This is a genomic window from Nostoc sp. MG11, from assembly GCF_014904695.1.
Lineage (GTDB): Bacteria > Cyanobacteriota > Cyanobacteriia > Cyanobacteriales > Nostocaceae > Komarekiella.
Window position 1 is genome coordinate 1 of sequence record NZ_JACXXN010000055.1, and the last position, 16,295, is coordinate 16,295.

The 16,295-nt window shown below is 42.6% G+C and carries 10 protein-coding genes; all 10 read right to left on the reverse strand.

The genetic code is table 11. The annotated features are described in order from the left end of the window. Positions 1 to 154: 154 nt before the first annotated feature. The 10 genes from HCR01_RS32585 to HCR01_RS32630 all read right to left on the reverse strand — a co-directional run bounded on the left by HCR01_RS32585 (position 155) and on the right by HCR01_RS32630 (position 16,216). The gene (locus HCR01_RS32585) at positions 155 to 529 is read right to left on the reverse strand and encodes a hypothetical protein (RefSeq protein WP_193200116.1); all 375 of its coding nucleotides are present in this window, start codon (positions 527 to 529) and stop codon (positions 155 to 157) included. A 45-nt stretch (positions 530 to 574) separates the two neighbouring features. After that, on the reverse strand, positions 575 to 2,299 hold the full coding sequence (locus HCR01_RS32590) for an ABC1 kinase family protein (RefSeq protein ID WP_193200117.1): 1,725 nt from the start codon (positions 2,297 to 2,299) through the stop codon (positions 575 to 577). Between the two features lie 505 nt (positions 2,300 to 2,804). Then, entirely contained in the window at positions 2,805 to 4,190 is a 1,386-nt protein-coding gene (locus HCR01_RS32595) for an oligosaccharide flippase family protein (RefSeq protein WP_193200118.1), read from the reverse strand. A 359-nt stretch (positions 4,191 to 4,549) separates the two neighbouring features. Continuing rightward, positions 4,550 to 5,503, reverse strand: coding sequence for a glycosyltransferase family 2 protein (locus HCR01_RS32600; RefSeq protein ID WP_193200119.1), 954 nt, complete (start codon positions 5,501 to 5,503; stop codon positions 4,550 to 4,552). An 18-nt stretch (positions 5,504 to 5,521) separates the two neighbouring features. After that, positions 5,522 to 6,697: a glycosyltransferase gene (locus HCR01_RS32605; protein WP_193200120.1), complete on the reverse strand. Its 1,176-nt coding sequence runs from the start codon at positions 6,695 to 6,697 to the stop codon at positions 5,522 to 5,524. Positions 6,698 to 6,725: 28 nt separating this feature from the next. Then, positions 6,726 to 8,153, reverse strand: coding sequence for an O-antigen ligase family protein (locus HCR01_RS32610; RefSeq protein ID WP_193200121.1), 1,428 nt, complete (start codon positions 8,151 to 8,153; stop codon positions 6,726 to 6,728). Between the two features lie 2 nt (positions 8,154 to 8,155). Then, a complete protein-coding gene (locus HCR01_RS32615; protein WP_193200122.1) occupies positions 8,156 to 10,303 on the reverse strand; it encodes a GumC family protein in 2,148 nt (715 codons plus the stop codon). 80 nt (positions 10,304 to 10,383) lie between these two features. Continuing rightward, complete coding sequence (locus HCR01_RS32620) at positions 10,384 to 11,571, reverse strand: glycosyltransferase family 4 protein (RefSeq protein WP_193200136.1); 1,188 nt, start codon at positions 11,569 to 11,571, stop codon at positions 10,384 to 10,386. Positions 11,572 to 11,601: 30 nt separating this feature from the next. Continuing rightward, positions 11,602 to 12,825: a glycosyltransferase gene (locus tag HCR01_RS32625; protein ID WP_193200123.1), complete on the reverse strand. Its 1,224-nt coding sequence runs from the start codon at positions 12,823 to 12,825 to the stop codon at positions 11,602 to 11,604. A gap of 799 nt (positions 12,826 to 13,624) precedes the next feature. Beyond that, positions 13,625 to 16,216, reverse strand: a complete 2,592-nt coding sequence (locus HCR01_RS32630) for a M1 family metallopeptidase (protein ID WP_193200124.1) — start codon at positions 16,214 to 16,216, stop codon at positions 13,625 to 13,627. Between the last annotated feature and the right edge of the window lie 79 nt (positions 16,217 to 16,295).

Here is a 16,295-nt window from a genome sequence, read left to right on the forward strand (position 1 = left end):
CACACAAGTCTTTGAGAGTTGCCCCACAGGCTTTTGATCCCCCCAACCCCCCTTCAAAAGGGGGGCAAAAACCTCTCAAAGTCCCCCTTAAAAAGGGGGATTTCGGGGGATCTAAAAGTATTTGATACATCTCCAAGGACTTTTCAAACATCCTCTAAGAGAAAGAATCTAAATCTAAAGATTGCATTCCTCGGCGTTCGGCAAAGGTCAACATACTTCCCAACTGCAACCAAACTAACAAACAAGTAAGCAGACTAACAGGTAGACCAACTCCTAAAGCTAGCAAGGAGGGAAAGCCAAATATCTCTAAACCTGAAGAGAGAAATAGGCAAACACCAGCAGTTATGCCAATAAATGGTACAACCAATTGTTTCAATGCAGAACGTGGTTTAGTATTTTCGGTGCGATCACTTGGCCATTTCTGCACAATTACTTTCAAAGTACCAGATAAAGCCAGACCAGAAGTTAATGCTGCCAAAAAGCCAACAAGTAACAGAAAATAGGGGGGTTGCAGAGGGAAATAATACATTAAAACTCCTGATTGATATTAAAACAAGATATGCTGTACAAACTTTTATTTTTTACTTGCTGACTGATCTCCTGCAAAAGGCGCAAGGAAAGTAGCTTTTGGTAAAATAGCTGCTGCGCCTTCTCTAGATAAATCTGTTAAAAGCCCGATCGCTAAATTGAATAAACGATTTGGCTGTAAGTCGTCTTTAACCAGGTTCCACAGACGTTGGACTTCTTCGGTGTGGAGGCGGTCATCTTCAGTGATAGCAAGCACCAACTGACGCCGGAGAAACTTGCCTTCATCCGACATCAAAAATTGGAATCCCATCTGCGCTGTAGGCAAGACATCAAAGTTGTCATCAGTACGAGCGATCGCAATTAAATTTTCTAATCGCTGCCACTGGAATTTACCATCTTTAAATAACACATTTAGTAATCGCCGCCGCAAATTGGGCGATTCCCCTGTCAGCAACCGCCGTGCTATGTATGGATAACCTACCTCAACAATTTTAAAATCCGGGTTGAGACTCAGAGCAATACCTTCCTGTGTCACCAGCGAACGAATAATCAAAGCAAACTTTGCCGGGACTCGGAAAGGATATTCGTACATCAGTTCCGAGAATTCATCGGTAATAGTTTTGAAGTTAAAATCCTTGACATTTTTGCCAATGGCGTTTCCTAGCACTGCTTCTAATGCTGGCACAATTGGGCAAATATTCGTGTCTGGAGTCAAAAAGCCTAGCTTAACAAAGTCTTCGGCTAAATCCATGTAGTCTTTATTTACAAGATGCACTAGGGCATCCACCAGCGTTTCTTTGGTGGTTTCCTCTAATTGATCCATCATGCCGAAGTCAATGTAAGCCATCCGACCATCGGGTATGGCGAACAAATTGCCGGGATGGGGGTCAGCATGGAAGAAGCCGTGTTCCAATAACTGTTGCAAGCCCGAAGTAACACCAATTTGGATAATTGCTTCTGGGTCTAAACCTGCTTCCCGGATGCGTTGAGTGTCTGTTAGCTTGAAGCCGTTAATCCATTCCAGGGTTAAAACGTGGGTGTTGGTGTAACGCCAGTAAATAGCTGGAACTTTGACTTGCGGATCGTCGCGGAAGTTACTAGCAAATTTTTCGGCGTTGCGACCTTCATTTATATAGTCGATTTCTTCAAATAATTTAGTCCCGAACTCGTCCACAATTAAAGTCAGGTCATGACCAAGATTGAGGGGCAACAAAGGAGCTAGCCAACCTGCTGCCCAACGCAACAGATACAGGTCGCGTGTGAGAGTCGGGCGTAAGTTGGGGCGTTGCACCTTCACAGCGACTTCTTCGCCACTCACTAAACGACCCCGGTATACTTGACCTAAACTAGCAGCCGCTACTGGCGTTGGGGAAAGTTCGCTAAAACTTTCGTGAATTGGGCGGTCTAGTTCAGTTTCGATCATTTGGTAGGCGATCGCACTATCGAAAGGTGGCAACTGGTCTTGCAGCTTCACCAGTTCTTCTAAGAAATCTTTGCGTATCAGGTCAGGCCGCGTAGAGAGGGCTTGACCAACTTTAATAAAAGTAGGGCCGAGGCGGGTGAGCAGTTCTCGCAACTGGATAGCTCGTTTACCCTTGTTCTGCTCAACTTTATCTTGCCATTCGTCCCACTTAAGATTGAGTATAAATCCTGCAAAAGACCAGATAATTCTCAGGAGTCGCCCCCAAGCTTGCCAGGGACGGTAACGATAGTAACGAGCGATCGCGTCTGGATTATACTGCTTTAGCTGAGCAGGTTGATACTGACCCACGCCTTTTTTTGCCTCTTTGACTGGGAATTTTACAATTTTGTTCGCTTATCTCCTGACTAGCAAGCTGTTTGCAAGTCCAGGATAGCAATAGTCTTTTATCTAAAACAATTAAAACCTAACCTTTTAGAGGAAAGTATTTGAGGCAATTTTTGCCTACTAGATTAACTGCTTAGATTTGTCTATCTTTTTCTTAATTATACTTTATAAAACTACAACTACTTATCTAAGTTTTTGATGATTTTATCTTTTCTTAACCATTATTTATATAAATATAAATATTACATATATAAGTCAGGATGCACTAACTAAGTACTTGTGTTTATCATCAGCTACATAAGGCAACAGTACTATTACTATCTAATCAAAGAATGATTAATAAACCAAACTTTGATTGTTGATAGATTGCAGCAGCGAGTGAGTGATCGCAAACAGAGCGCCACTAAAAACCTGTAGTTGTAGTTGTTAATCAAAATACCAATTTAGGATTGATCTACCTTTATCAACTTTAAGATTTCAATATTTTAAAATAGCCAACCAGACTATTTCTCTCTTTAGTTGATGTCAGTGGAAGCAGTAATAACAAGCAAGACAGGTAACGAACTGAACCGCTGAAGGCACTTAAAATCAAAACAGTAACCGAGATAATGTACCAAACAAGTGGTTCAGTATAATTTAGACTACCTACTTCTCTAATAGTGTATAGATGAAGAATAAAATAGCTAGCTAACGCACAGATTTCAGCCCAGCCATAACCAATCATCCCCAAGCGTGGCACTAGCAAAAACGCACTTCCGGCAAACAGTGCTACGTGAACCAGGTGAAACCAAGTTACCAGAAGATTTTTACACTCTAAATATAGTACTGAGCGATGTAAGTTGAAAATGGCATGGGAAAGATAGCTAACGGCAATAAACGGAAGTACTTGCAGCACCGGATTCCAATTTTTACCAAAAACGAGTGTCAAAACCACAGGAGCCACCAGAGAAAACCCTGCCATTGGTAGCCCAACTGCTAGCACTTGCAGACGCATTCCCTCTTGAATACTCTTGCGTATACGAATTTTGTCATCTCCTAACTTAGGAAGTGCTACCATAGCCAGTCGCCAAGTCACTGTTTTAGCAAAAGAAAGCATCTCAACCAGGCGAATGCATAGAGCCACAAAGGCAACGGCTTCAGCCCCAGCGAAACGTCCCACAATCACTGGATTGACTAACGTACGCAATTCCCAAATCCAAATCGAACTCGCATAGCTTAGTCCATACTCAAGCATTGTCCGAATTAAATCTGGATTCCAGGATAAGCGCAGCCGCAGATTGCTACTAAAGTAATTTAGTGCTAATTGGCAAGCTTGCTGTGTGAATAAGCCAAGAACGGGCGACCAAGCACCATATCCATGTAGTGCTAATGGCACTGCTACGAGATAGTAGCTAATCTGGCTAAGTAACTCAATATATGCTATGCGTTGATAGTTTAGGTCACGTTCCAGCTTTACTACCCAAGGCAGATTTAAAGTACTCAAAGGTATGGTTAAAGCTAAAATTGCTACAAGCGGTGCAATTTCTGGAAGCCTGAGCAATTGAGCAATCATCTGTCTTCCCAGCAAAAGACCGACGACACAAATGATATTAATGCATAGCAAAAGAGTGAAAACTTGATTGTACTCATGTTGCTCTGGATTAGTCTTTTTGCGAAGTAGATAAGCATCCAGACCCGATGGAGCTAAACGGTAAAAGAAGATGACAATACCACTACTTGCTCCAAAAAGTCCGTACTCAGTTGGGCCGATTACTCTCGTAATTAATATCACGCCTACTAAGCTGAGCAATATACCCAAACCTTGACGGATAAGCATGATAAATCCGCCTTTTAAGGCTTGATGGCGTAGTCCCATAATCACTTCCTATATCGAGGGAAATTTTTCCGGTGATTGTGTTGTTAATCGCCGATCGCAAATGGTGAGATGTTGGTGTTTTAGTACTTTTTCAACACTATCAACCATTTTGTTTGTGGTGAACTGGGATTAAGATATGCTGCGATATCCTTGCCATATTTAAGGCTATTGACCTCTCCAATTCAAAATTAGCCAGATATCTCTAATTTTTTAATACCAAACGAGTAAGGAAGTAGAAAAATGGTAGTATCGCAGACTTTGAGGCGTTTATTTGACTCGAATATAGCCTTCAAGTCCTAACCAGTAGATGATCGCCATAGCTCAAATTAAATGTGTAGTGATCGCCTTTTTTGAAAATATCACTGTGCAATAATTGATACAAATCGCCGACGCAGAGCGTAGATGAGTGCCAGCACTCTGTTAAAACCATCAGCTCCCAAACATTGCATAATTGCGATCGCTACACTCAAACGAATACATCCAGAAGAGTAGCGTAGCTGCGGATAATGGGCGATCGCTTGGTTACGAAAATATCTTGCTTGTTGGCGATCGCCATTTTGTAGAGCTTTCCAAGCTAAATAGATACTCGCATAACCATAGCTACGGTTTTTTAAATACAGTAGCTCTTGTGAAACTGATTGGAATAATTTCTCAATCATTCCTAAATTTTGTTCCAACATCTGCCAGTTTTTTGTGGCGTTATTGGGATGTTGCCGATAGTAAACTAGAGGTTCTTTAATTACAGCCAAGGGATAACGAGCAGCAATCCGAACCCACATATCCCAGTCTTGAGAGTAGCGTAAGTTCCGATCAAATTCGCCGACAGTTGTCAGGCAATTATTGCGGAGGATCACCGAAGAAGTAACTATAGTATTCTGCCTCAATAATTGTTTTAAAGCATCTCCTTCTGCATTGGATTTCATAACTCTACCTGAAGATTGACCTTGCCAATCAATTAGCAACATATTCGTATGTACCAAGCCTACTGCTGGGTTATCTTCTAGACAACGCACTTGTTTTTCTAGCTTAGTCGGCTCCCACAGATCATCGGCGTCTAAAAATGCTATGTACTCGCTTTTTGCCTGAGCAATTCCTGTGTTGCGTGCCACCGAAGCACCTTGATTTTTTTGCACAATCAATTTTACTCGTGAGTCTACTAAATCATTTGCCCATTGCCCAATATTGTCTGTACTACCATCATCAATAATTAACACTTCAAAATCTGTAAAAGTCTGCCTCAAAACACTTTTTAAAGTCTCAGGCAGATAAGTCATCGCATTATAAACGGGAATAATTACAGAAACTTTTGGCATATTATCAAGCTCATAAAACTAAGGTTTTTTAGACTGAAGAATTGTCTTTAAAATGACATCGCGATAGCGCAAAGCAACAGCGTCCCAGCTAAAACGCGAGCCAATCCGTCTAGCTTTCTGCTGCCAATTTCCACTCAAAACTTTGGCAATAGCAGCAGCATAGCTATCTATATCTGTGACATCACAGAGAATTCCACCATCTGCAACAACATAGCGACGCATTTCATCGTCTGTGGCAACTACTGGTAAACCACTAGCCATTGCTTCCAGATAAGAAAGCGCACATGGTTCATTGATAGAAGGTAGAGTAAATGCATTTGCACTGCGATAAACTTTAGGCATTTGCTCAGCAGGAAAAGTTTTGATGGCAAAGCGATCGCTTCCTAATAATTTTTCACCTAAAGATTGAAAATATCCTCGATCAGGGCCATCTCCACAAATCAGAAAACTGACTTGCGGTAAACAAGCAACTGCCTGCATTGCTAGTTCAACTCGCTTGTGTCCGTTACGATTGAGAGAAGCTACACATAGAACTAGAGGTTTACTTAAACCCAAAGCCATCTTTTCGCCTTCAGGTGTAAAGCGGTTAGTATCTACGCCGTTGAGAATAATGCTGGTAGCTTGAGAAGGTTGTAAAGTCCGCGCAAAATCAGCCATCGTTTCAGAAAAGACTACAAGATGATCCGGCTGAAATAGCAAGTTGCGTGCAAGCGATCGCCCTTGATTTAACAATCCAGTATGTTCGGTATAAACAATCGGCGTACCAATTAGAGCACGCACAAAAGCTGCCATTGCTAAGCCCCCGTAATCATTACAAGGAAAAATCAGATCAGCTGGGTGTTGTAGCAATCGCGTAGCACAAGGCCAAAAGCTAGTCAGGTGTTCAATAACGATTTCAGGATGAGGAGAAAACCGTCTCATTACAGAAGCGATCGACAAATAATTGAGAATCTGACGCGCCTTTGTGCGAGGAATACCACCAGCCGGATAATAAAAAGGGCTACAGGGTGCGCCTGCTAATAATTCCACCTCAAAGTCAGCGTTGAGGTTACGAGCAAGCTCAATGGCAAAGATTTCTGAGCCACCACTCCAGTTAACCCCTGCACTCGGATGCACCAAAACTACCCGATAGGGTCGTTGATGTCGTGCTTTTAGTTGGGTGTAATTGCTAGAGTCAATCAAGCGCTGGGTCATTATTACGAATGTAATTGCTATAGAGGTTTTACTCAGCCGCAGAGTTGTCCAGAAGCTTTGGTTGATTCCAGTCCCAAGCAGTGATAGCAAACAGAGTCCACCAGTAAAAAAAGAAAGTTGTATGAGTCCAAATATTCTCAGTAATCATGCCGACCATTATGGATAAAAGCATCGCTAACAATACCCAGCACAGCTTTTGCTGAGCCACGTTTTGGGAAGTGCGCTGAAGTAAATGAATAAAATGTGTAATCTGAGTACCAAGAAAGGCTAGAAAAACTAAAAGACCTACAACTCCACCTTCTGCTAGAGCCATCAGATAATCGTTGTGAGCATAGTTCCGATGAATAGTTAAATGGCGGCTAGTCGCCAGACCATAACCAAAAAGCGGAAACTGCTCCCAAGCCTTTAGTAGGTAACTCCACTGTGATAACCGCCAGTTAAAACTGTTGTAATCTCCTTGGGCTAGAAGAATCGCTCGTGATATATCCATATCTGGATTAAAGAGCGGTGTTTGCAGCAACGAACTGAGGCGTTGTTGTCCAAATTCCGTACTAGCAAATAGAGCTATGACTATGCCAAATAAAAATACTCCACCAATTAGATTAAGTATGCTCAATCTTGGCGTAATCAAAATCAGAATAAAAATGCCCAGGATCATCAAGCCAAATAGGGCTTTAGTACTCACATAAAAAAAGCAGAGTAAGCTAAGCAAAATTAGCCAAGGCCAGCGCTGCTGGGACTGACTTAACTTCCAATAAGTCAAACCAATAAACAGTAACAAAAAAGTGACGAAGGTATTAGAAAGACCAAGAGTACCGTTAATCCGGGAAATCTCTCCCAGAATTGGGTCTTGAGTTCCTCGGAGGATGGCTGGTAGAAGCGAAACGGGAAGGAGCGTCTGCATCAATGCTGCCGTTAAAGGTATAACGAGGGCAAAAAATAATGCAGAGATAATCTTTTGCGGATGAACTCGATCTTTGAGCTGCATCACTAGCAAGTAAACCATCAGCCAGGAAAAAAGACGCACCCACTCGCGGACGCCATCTCGCCAAACACCAGTATGATGCCACTGTCCTCCCAGAGGTATGAGTATTACCCATAAGCCCTGTAAGGCTACCCAGCCTGCAAACAACCACCAGAACCGATCAGTACGGACTGGCCGACCGACCAGTAATGTTGCCACCACATAAAGCAAAGTTAGGATATTAATACCAATAGCAAACGCAGCTGGTATTTGCTGATCAGAGAAAGGATCAAGAGCGCTACGTACGATTAATAGACCAAGAACCGCTTGCTCAAATCTGGTAAAGAAGTAGAAAACTATGGGTACTGCGATCGCCACTAAGCCCAGGTAAGCAGGCCGAACGCTGGCAAGAAAGCCCGCAAATATACCAATCCCCAGACCTGCCAATACAATCCATGTCATCAAAAAACTTGCGCGTTGATTAGTCAACATCGTCATTTAGACCTCGAACCGTTAAACGAATTGGCAGTACTCCCTAAAGTGGTTAAACGTTTGAGAGGTCGAGAGAAATAGCGGTAAGACTTTTCAGTTTGATCTGTTGTACCATTGACCACCACTCCCAGAATCGGTATGCGATTTTGTGTAAGTTCTGATATGGCTTTTTGCAGTGATTCTTTAAGTGTGAAACTGGGGCGTGTAACTATCATAATGCCGTCGCTATACCGACTTAAAGTAGCAGCATCAGCGCTGGCATTAAGGGAAGGAGTATCTATAATCACAAAATCGTACTTAGAGGTAGCTTCTGCTATCAGTGACTTCATTGCATCTGACTCTAATAGCTGAGAAGGGCGTTCATACAGTTCACCACAAGTTAATACTGAAAGATTTTTGATATTATTTATTGGTTGCACTGCCTCTAAAAAAGATTGACGCCCGTCAAGCACATCGGTAATTCCTGGCTTGGGAACTAAGTTGAATAGTTTGTGTTGCATAGGGCGATGTAAGTCTGCATCCACTATCAATGTCCGCCGAGATAACATGGCACAGACAGCAGCTAGGTGTGAAACCACTATTGATTTACCCTCACCCGATTGAGTGCTACTAATCACAATGCTCCGCAACTTCTTAGAGCTACGAAACTCTAAGGTTTTTAGCAGCATCCGGTAAGGCTCAACTAAAGCAATATCATCCAGGAAACTCTCTGATCCTTGCAGGCTAAGCATTAATTCTGGTAGGGTGGGTAATGCTCCTAATAAGGGTGTTTTCAGTAGTTCCTCGGCTTCTGAAGCATCATGGAGTGTGTTATCCATTACCTCCAGTAGGAGTACTACAATAATGGCTAAAATAGTTGCCAATACGGTGGCTAACACCAATACGATCGCCCGGTTGGGAGAAGTGGCAGAAGTCGCTGGTTTCGCCTCTTCGATAATTCGGATGTTGCCAATTAGTTGGGCTTCCGCAATCCGTGCTTCTTCTAATTTGCTTTGCAACAATTTTAGAGATGCGGCTGCTTCTTCCCGTTGGCGGGTGAGTGCAGTCAGTGGTTGCTGTTGAATTGGCAGTTGTGCTAAGCGAGCCTGGAGGTTAGCTTTCACAGACTGGACAACTCGTAGCTTATTTGCCACTGTCAAACGTTCAATCTCATTATTAATCAGTTCAGAAGTGAGATTCTGACTCAGAGAATCGGATGCGATCGTGCTGGGGGAAATGGCTGAATTTCCAGGTGAGAGGCGGGCTAATTCCTTCGTGTACAAAGCACGGACATCTCGCTGATTCTCAAGCAGTGTGATTACAGTGGGATGGTTCTCTGTAAAGCGCAAACGAGCATCGATAAGTTGTGTCCCTAAGTCTGACAATTTGGCGCGTAACTTCTGGAGTTGTTCATCTTGACCACCGCGTACAGCTGCATAAGCATTGTTGAGGTTTGTGGTGGAGGTAATTTGTCGTAGAGATGCACCACGCGATCGCGTCCCTTGAAGTTGACCAGCTAAAGTCCGCTCCTGATCCTCCAGATTGGCTAAACTGTTGACTAAACTTTTGCTTTGGTCTTCAAAGGAGACAATACCACTAGCTTGTCTGTATCTGTTTTCTACAACTTCTGCCTGTTGTAGGCGTAGCCGAGCTGTTGGTACTTCTTTTGCCAAGAAATTCCGTACGCTTGCAGCTTCTTTGCGGATCTGTTCTGCACTTTCCTCAACCATTGTCTGGGAAACCGCATTGACAAGTTTTGCAGCCAGAATTGGGTCTTGAGCTTGATAGCTTAAAACCAAAATATTCGTAGCTGGGACAATTTTCACTCGCAAATCTTTACTGAATCTCTGAATTTTCAGCGGACTTTGAGGCTCAGGAAAAACTTTCGCTAGCGATCGCTCTAAAATAGGTTGCGATTTAACTAATTCTGCTGCATCGGCCAGTGGGCTAGGGCCGCCAGGTATACCTACAGGCACTTGGGTGAGGTCACGTCCCAAATCGGAAACACTTACTCGCTTGTCATCTAGCATTAGTCGTGCTGATGATTGATACAAACGTGGAGCAAAGGTTAGATAGATAACTGCACCCCCAATTACAGCAGCAAATGTAGCCAAAGCTGGCAAACTTCGCCGCTTTAAGACTGTTGGTAAAGATGAAAAGCCTTTTTCCATTACATATACCTTTATGATTGGGCATTGGTTAATAGTCCTTTGCAGTTGTAATTAACAAATGACAAAGGACAAATGACAACCTATTTTTTGCCGATAAACCCAACAAGTCTGCTACTAGGCTCCGATATACCTACTGGCTCAGATGAATTCAGAATTGTTGTGTATAGTTTTAAGGTTTCAGAAGTAATGTGATCCCAACTATATTGAAGCTGCACGTATTTTTGTGCATTCTTAGCCATTGCCGCCATTTCAGTGGGATGATTAATCGCCCAGTCTAGAGAAGTAATACAAGAGTCTAGGTTTCCTGCTGTAAAAAGCATTCCCTGGCGATCGCTAATTAATTGCTGATGGGCTGGGATGTTGCTTGCCAGAACGGGTATACCTTCGCGCATCGCCTCTAACATTGCCAGAGGTAGTCCTTCCACGTCAGAAGGTAGGACAAATAATCCTGCTCCCCGGACGATTTCCCAAAGACGAGAACGCTGGAGTTCACCCGCGAATAAAATATCTCGATCATTGGCAACTGTTTCTAATAACTTTGCAGCGAAGGATTTAGTATCGCTGACACCCCCAGCTAGAACAAGTTTCCATCCAGCTGGTTTCAAAGCACGGAAAGCTTCAATTAGCAAGTCGGGACGCTTTTCTGGTACTAGTCTGCCCAAAAATAAAATGTAGCGCCCCTTTGTCAAACCGAGGGCTGTACCGTAGGAAAAGTTGGGATCTGATGCACTATAGCTGGCGGGAGCGTTGGGGATGTAGACTGTATCCCGTCCATAGGTTTGGAGAAAGTAAGATTTGAGGTCTTTTGATACCACAATTAGCCCGTGGGCATAGCGCACTGCTGCTTTCTCTCCCATCAGAATAAGACGACTGGAAAAATTGCCCCATTTGGCGCGTTGCCAGTCTAATCCCTGACAGCTAACTACAACCTTTGCAGAAGTGGTAATTTTGGGTAAACAAGTAAATAGAGATGGGCCTAGAGCGTGAAAATGAACAATATCATATTGCTGAACACAAGAAGCGATCGCTCCTAATGCTGAAGTCATCAAGGCATCAAGACCACGTAAACGCCAATCTGGTAAGGGGATGACTCGCACACCCCAATAATCATAATGGTCAAACCAAGAACAGTTGGTATAAGAAGACCGGGCGAATAAATCAACACAATGACCCTGCGCGGCCATACGGGGATACACTTCTGCACAATAATGCTCAATTCCTCCTTGTTTAGGAGGCAAACCTTTCGCACCAATGACGGCTATTTTCATGGCATCAGTTCTTTTCTCAAAATGGTTCATCTAGTCTAGTTCTCGACTAACAGCCGAGTTGCCTACCAACTCCCAACGATTTAGCATTTTGCTGTAAAAACCCTGGATAACAGTGCGGGCAGCGTAGGGCTGTGCAGTTCCTATACAGGATGCACTTGGATAATTTTCAGGATGCAGTATTACTTGGCGTAAGGCATCTGCTACACACTCTGGTGTACGTTGCTCACACACAACCCCACTGTCAGCAGTTAACAATTTTGGGGTTTCACCGCATCTAGTTGTCACTACTGGCGTTCCACTGGCCAAGGCCTCCAAAACTACCAAGGGTAGGCCTTCATAAGCACTACTGAGAGCAAAGATATTGCTGATCCGATGTAACTTTGCCAGTTCCTCTATCGTTACTGCCCCTAACATCGTCACTCGACCAGACAAGCCCAACCGACCAATTTCCGCACGTATTTCCGTCGCTAATTCCCCATCACCCACTATTAAAAGATGAGTCTGCGGTTGATTTAAAGCAGCAAACCCACGTACTAGCAGCACCGGATCTTTTTGTGGATGCAGCCGACCTGCAAACAAAATAAAATGTGTTTCCTCGTCTAAACCCATCTTGATAGCTAGTTCACGCCGATAGGCTTGCCGTTGTGCCTGACTCAAGGGGTAGAAAATTTCGTTGTCAAACGAATTTTTGATGTATGCAACACGGTCTTGCACCGAAGGATAACGCTGTTTGTAAAATTCTGCTGCATCGGTATTGCATGAAAGAATTTGGCTAAACTGGCGAACTAACAAACTTTCTAGAGCAAAATATGCTGCGGGAAATCTTCGCCACAGGATCGCCTTTTGATCACCCGCAGCTTGCATCTGCGTGTGAATATCATTATGGATAAACAAAGTTTTTTCTCCATGCCAATTCCACGCTGCCAAGCTTGGTTCTAGTCTATGAAAGTGCATAAAATCTGAGGACAAGCAACGTCCTAAAAGGGCAGCCGTATACTTGAACGTGGTAGGTATCAGACTCCTTAAATTATCATTTTTCAAGGAAAATAAAGGTAGAAAGCTAATTTCTCTACCTGCAAGTTCTGCTGCTTGCCAATTCAGAATAGGCTGATTTTCATCTGCTGTTCCGACAAGCCGCACTTCAAATTCGTTGGGTGCGTACTTGATAAAAGTCTTAATTAGTGTCTGAATTCCTCCAATACTGGTTTTCCAAGGATTGAATTGGTAAAAAATTGTTAGAACCGGTTTACGCATGAAAACAACCCTGCAAAACTTGCCTGCAAACATTCAGATGTATTTCCATTAACAACGTGAGTTCGATGAGCACAATAGCTTTCAAACTTTTGTAAAATCTATCTTTAGCGTTAACGTAAACGCGTATGGCAAAGCATAACCCTGACTTTAAAGGAGAACCCGTAGACCAACAGATACTTGCTTCTACTCTTAAAGAGCAACGCAGTATCCAACCAAGGGTAACTTCTTGATAAGTAGGTTAATGACTTGTGGTGTGGTCAGACATCGCACATTTTCCAGTCAAAAAGGCTGAACTATTGAAATTATTATCAATAAATTCACTTATTGACACTAATGTGCTATCTGAATTTAGGAATTCTTTTCAGAAAAGCCTTTTGGCTTTGATTCGTCGAACTCACGTTCAATAAAGACCGAGATAATCTTTGTTGTATCTACATCGGAATTTAATTACCTCTTCAATTTGTTGTATTTCTAAAGATAGATACCAGGTGGTAAATTAAATATTCTCTGTGTTTACAATAACTATTAAACAAAAAGCCACAGCGGGTCTAAAGCCAAACTCAAAGCTCAAACGCTCGCTAGGTGTAGCAAAACTTGAATCAACTAAAAAACTCTAAGTGTAGCTTTTTTTACTTTACAATTGCAATAATTCAGTAATAAAGTATTTAATCTGACAAATTTGAAAATATTTTTAGTTAGTAAAAGTATAACTATAGTAATTGGTAAATATGATAAAAATTACCAATTACCAATTACTAAATAGCTACTTTTAATTATGCTTATCTACGATGATGTCGTGCTACTTAGATTTTGCTTCTAAGTTTTCTAAACGACTTCTAAGTTCCTGGTTTTGTTGTTTAAGTTGGTCAAATTCCTCACGCAACTGACGCAATGTTTGTTCTGAACCAATGCTCTTTTGCACCTTGGAAATCTCTTCTTCAGCATAGCGACGTACACGTCCATCTGCTGTTTGCTCTGCTAGCGCTCGCAAAATTCCAAACGCTTTAGGAGTTTCCATTTGTCCTAATCCTGCGGCTACAGCTACTTGCGTTAAAAAGAAGGTTTCCTTGGCGAGTTCTGATAATCTTTCTAAAATCCGTTCCAAATTGACCGGACTTTGACCTCCAGAAATCTTTCCTAAAGCACGAATTGCAGCTAGACGCAGAGGTTGCGGTACGCCAAGTTTGGTGTATTCTATCAGCAGATTTAAAGCTGCTTCCGAGGTTTTGAATTCAGCTAAGCCAGCGATCGCACCACTCCGCACTACTTCATTCCAACCTGCTTTTTCTTCTAAAACTGATTTCAGCAGCTTTAGCACCTTGTCTTCCTTGGGTTTTTCTTCCAAATTAGCAGATGCGATCGCCCCAATACTACGAGATGCCATTGCTTCTACGTAGTAACTAGGATCGCCATTCTGCACCAGATTTTTCACAGCTTTATAGCTTTGCGCGGTTTTGATTTGAGCAAGTGCTTCCACTACAGATCGTCGCACGATTGCATTTTTATCTTTCAACCCAGGAATTAACCCATCAAAGGCTTGATCTAACTTGATTTCTACCAATTGTTTAGCTACTTCAACCCGTACACCCCACAATGGGTCATTTTTTAGCGACGTAGACAATGCCTTCGTTGCTTCTAACCCACCTTTTTTAGCTAAAGCTTCCGCTGCATAGATGCGAGAAATCGGGTTGGGATCAAATTCTAACTGTGCTTTTAACTCCGGTACTGGATACTCCAAAGATACTGTTTTCAGATAGTTATTCTCAACATCAAAGCTGATAAATTGAGGTTTGTTTTCTAGTGGGAAATAAAAGCTTTGATCACGTTCATTCACTCGCACTGTGAAAGTTTTCAGGCTCACAGCTTCTTGCTGTTGGGTATAACCAAAACCTATGGGTATTCTCAGATCAAACAAATCCTTGCTGCCATTCTTATCGGCTACCGCTTGGGTTTGAGTTACTGTAACTTTTGCTAAGTTAGCATCTCCATCCCAAGAATAAGCAACTTTAAAATCAGGATGACCACCACGATAAACGTATTGGTCAAAAAGAAACAACAGATTACGTCCGGTTGCTTTTTCAATTGCTCTGAGTAGGTCTATTGTTTCTACAGTTTTGTGAGCATTATCTTGGACAAATGTTTGAATTGCTTGCCAAAACAATTTATCTCCTAATTCCGCCCGAATCATGTGATAAACACAAGATCCTTTCTCATAGATGTGGCGATCGTAAAGTTCAATGGCTTCTCGGTAAACGTGCGTTACCATTGGACGGCGGTAGCGGCTGCTATCTTCACTTAAGTAACGGCGAGCTTCTAATAAACGATAGTAAGCTGCTTCTTGTAGACTATATTCATGTTCTGTCCACATCACTTCAGAGTAAGAAGCCATCCCTTCCTTAATCCAAGCATGAGACCAATGCTTAATTATCACTAAATCGCCAAACCACTGGTGCGCGAGTTCGTGAACGACTAAACTTTCTGTATTGCGGTTATCTAAGGCGGCACGTTCATCTAGCAAGCATCTATCTGTTAGGAGAGTTGCTGAGGTATTTTCCATCCCGCCAAAGATGAAGTCATCAACACAAACTTGGGCATATTTCGGAAAAGCATAGGGATAACCATACTTTTCACTTAAGAATTCAATCATGCGGGGAGTTTTGCCCATGCTGCGTTTGGCATCTTCCTCGCGTCCTTTTTCCACGTAGTAGGTAACGGGTTTACCCTTCCACTCATCCCGAATTTCAGCAAAGTCTCCTACTGCCAGAGTCATCAAGTAGGTAGGATGAACTTGCTGTTGCGACCAATGGTAGATTTTGTCATTACCATCGTCCTCGGTATCAATAAGTTCGCCGTTAGAAATGGCAATGAGAGGTTTGGGAACGCGGACACGAATTTCTGAAGTTGACAGTTGTCCTGGATAGTCAAAACAAGGAAACCAGAAGCGAGAGTCTTCATCTTCTCCTTGAGTCCAGACTTGGGTGGGCTTGTTCGGGTAGTGCTTGTCTGGTTGAATGAAGTAAATACCACGTTGTGGTTTTGCTACCGAGTAGGCGATCGCAATTAACAAGCGTTTATCAATTTGCGTCGTTTCAGAAAGTTTGATGGAAAGCTGCTCTCCATCATAATCAAAATTTTGCGGCACTTCGTCTACCTGCACAGATTCGATATTCAGGTTGACAGCATCCAAAGTCAAACGCTCAATCCCATTACGTATTGGCAACAGACGAATACTACAATTGCCGTGGTAGCTTTGGTTCGGGATATCCAAGCTAAGATCTAGAAAAATATGCTCTACTTGTCCGGGGCGATCAGGGTTGTAGTGTGGTCTTGCTCCCGGTAACTCAAAAGATTTGTGTCCGTTATTCTCTGTATCAAAATAAGACTGCGACATTGATCCTTACTGACCTACCTTGTAATCCTGAAAAGTCTGGCTGGATGTAATTAAGAACAATAGCTGTTATTGGGTGTAT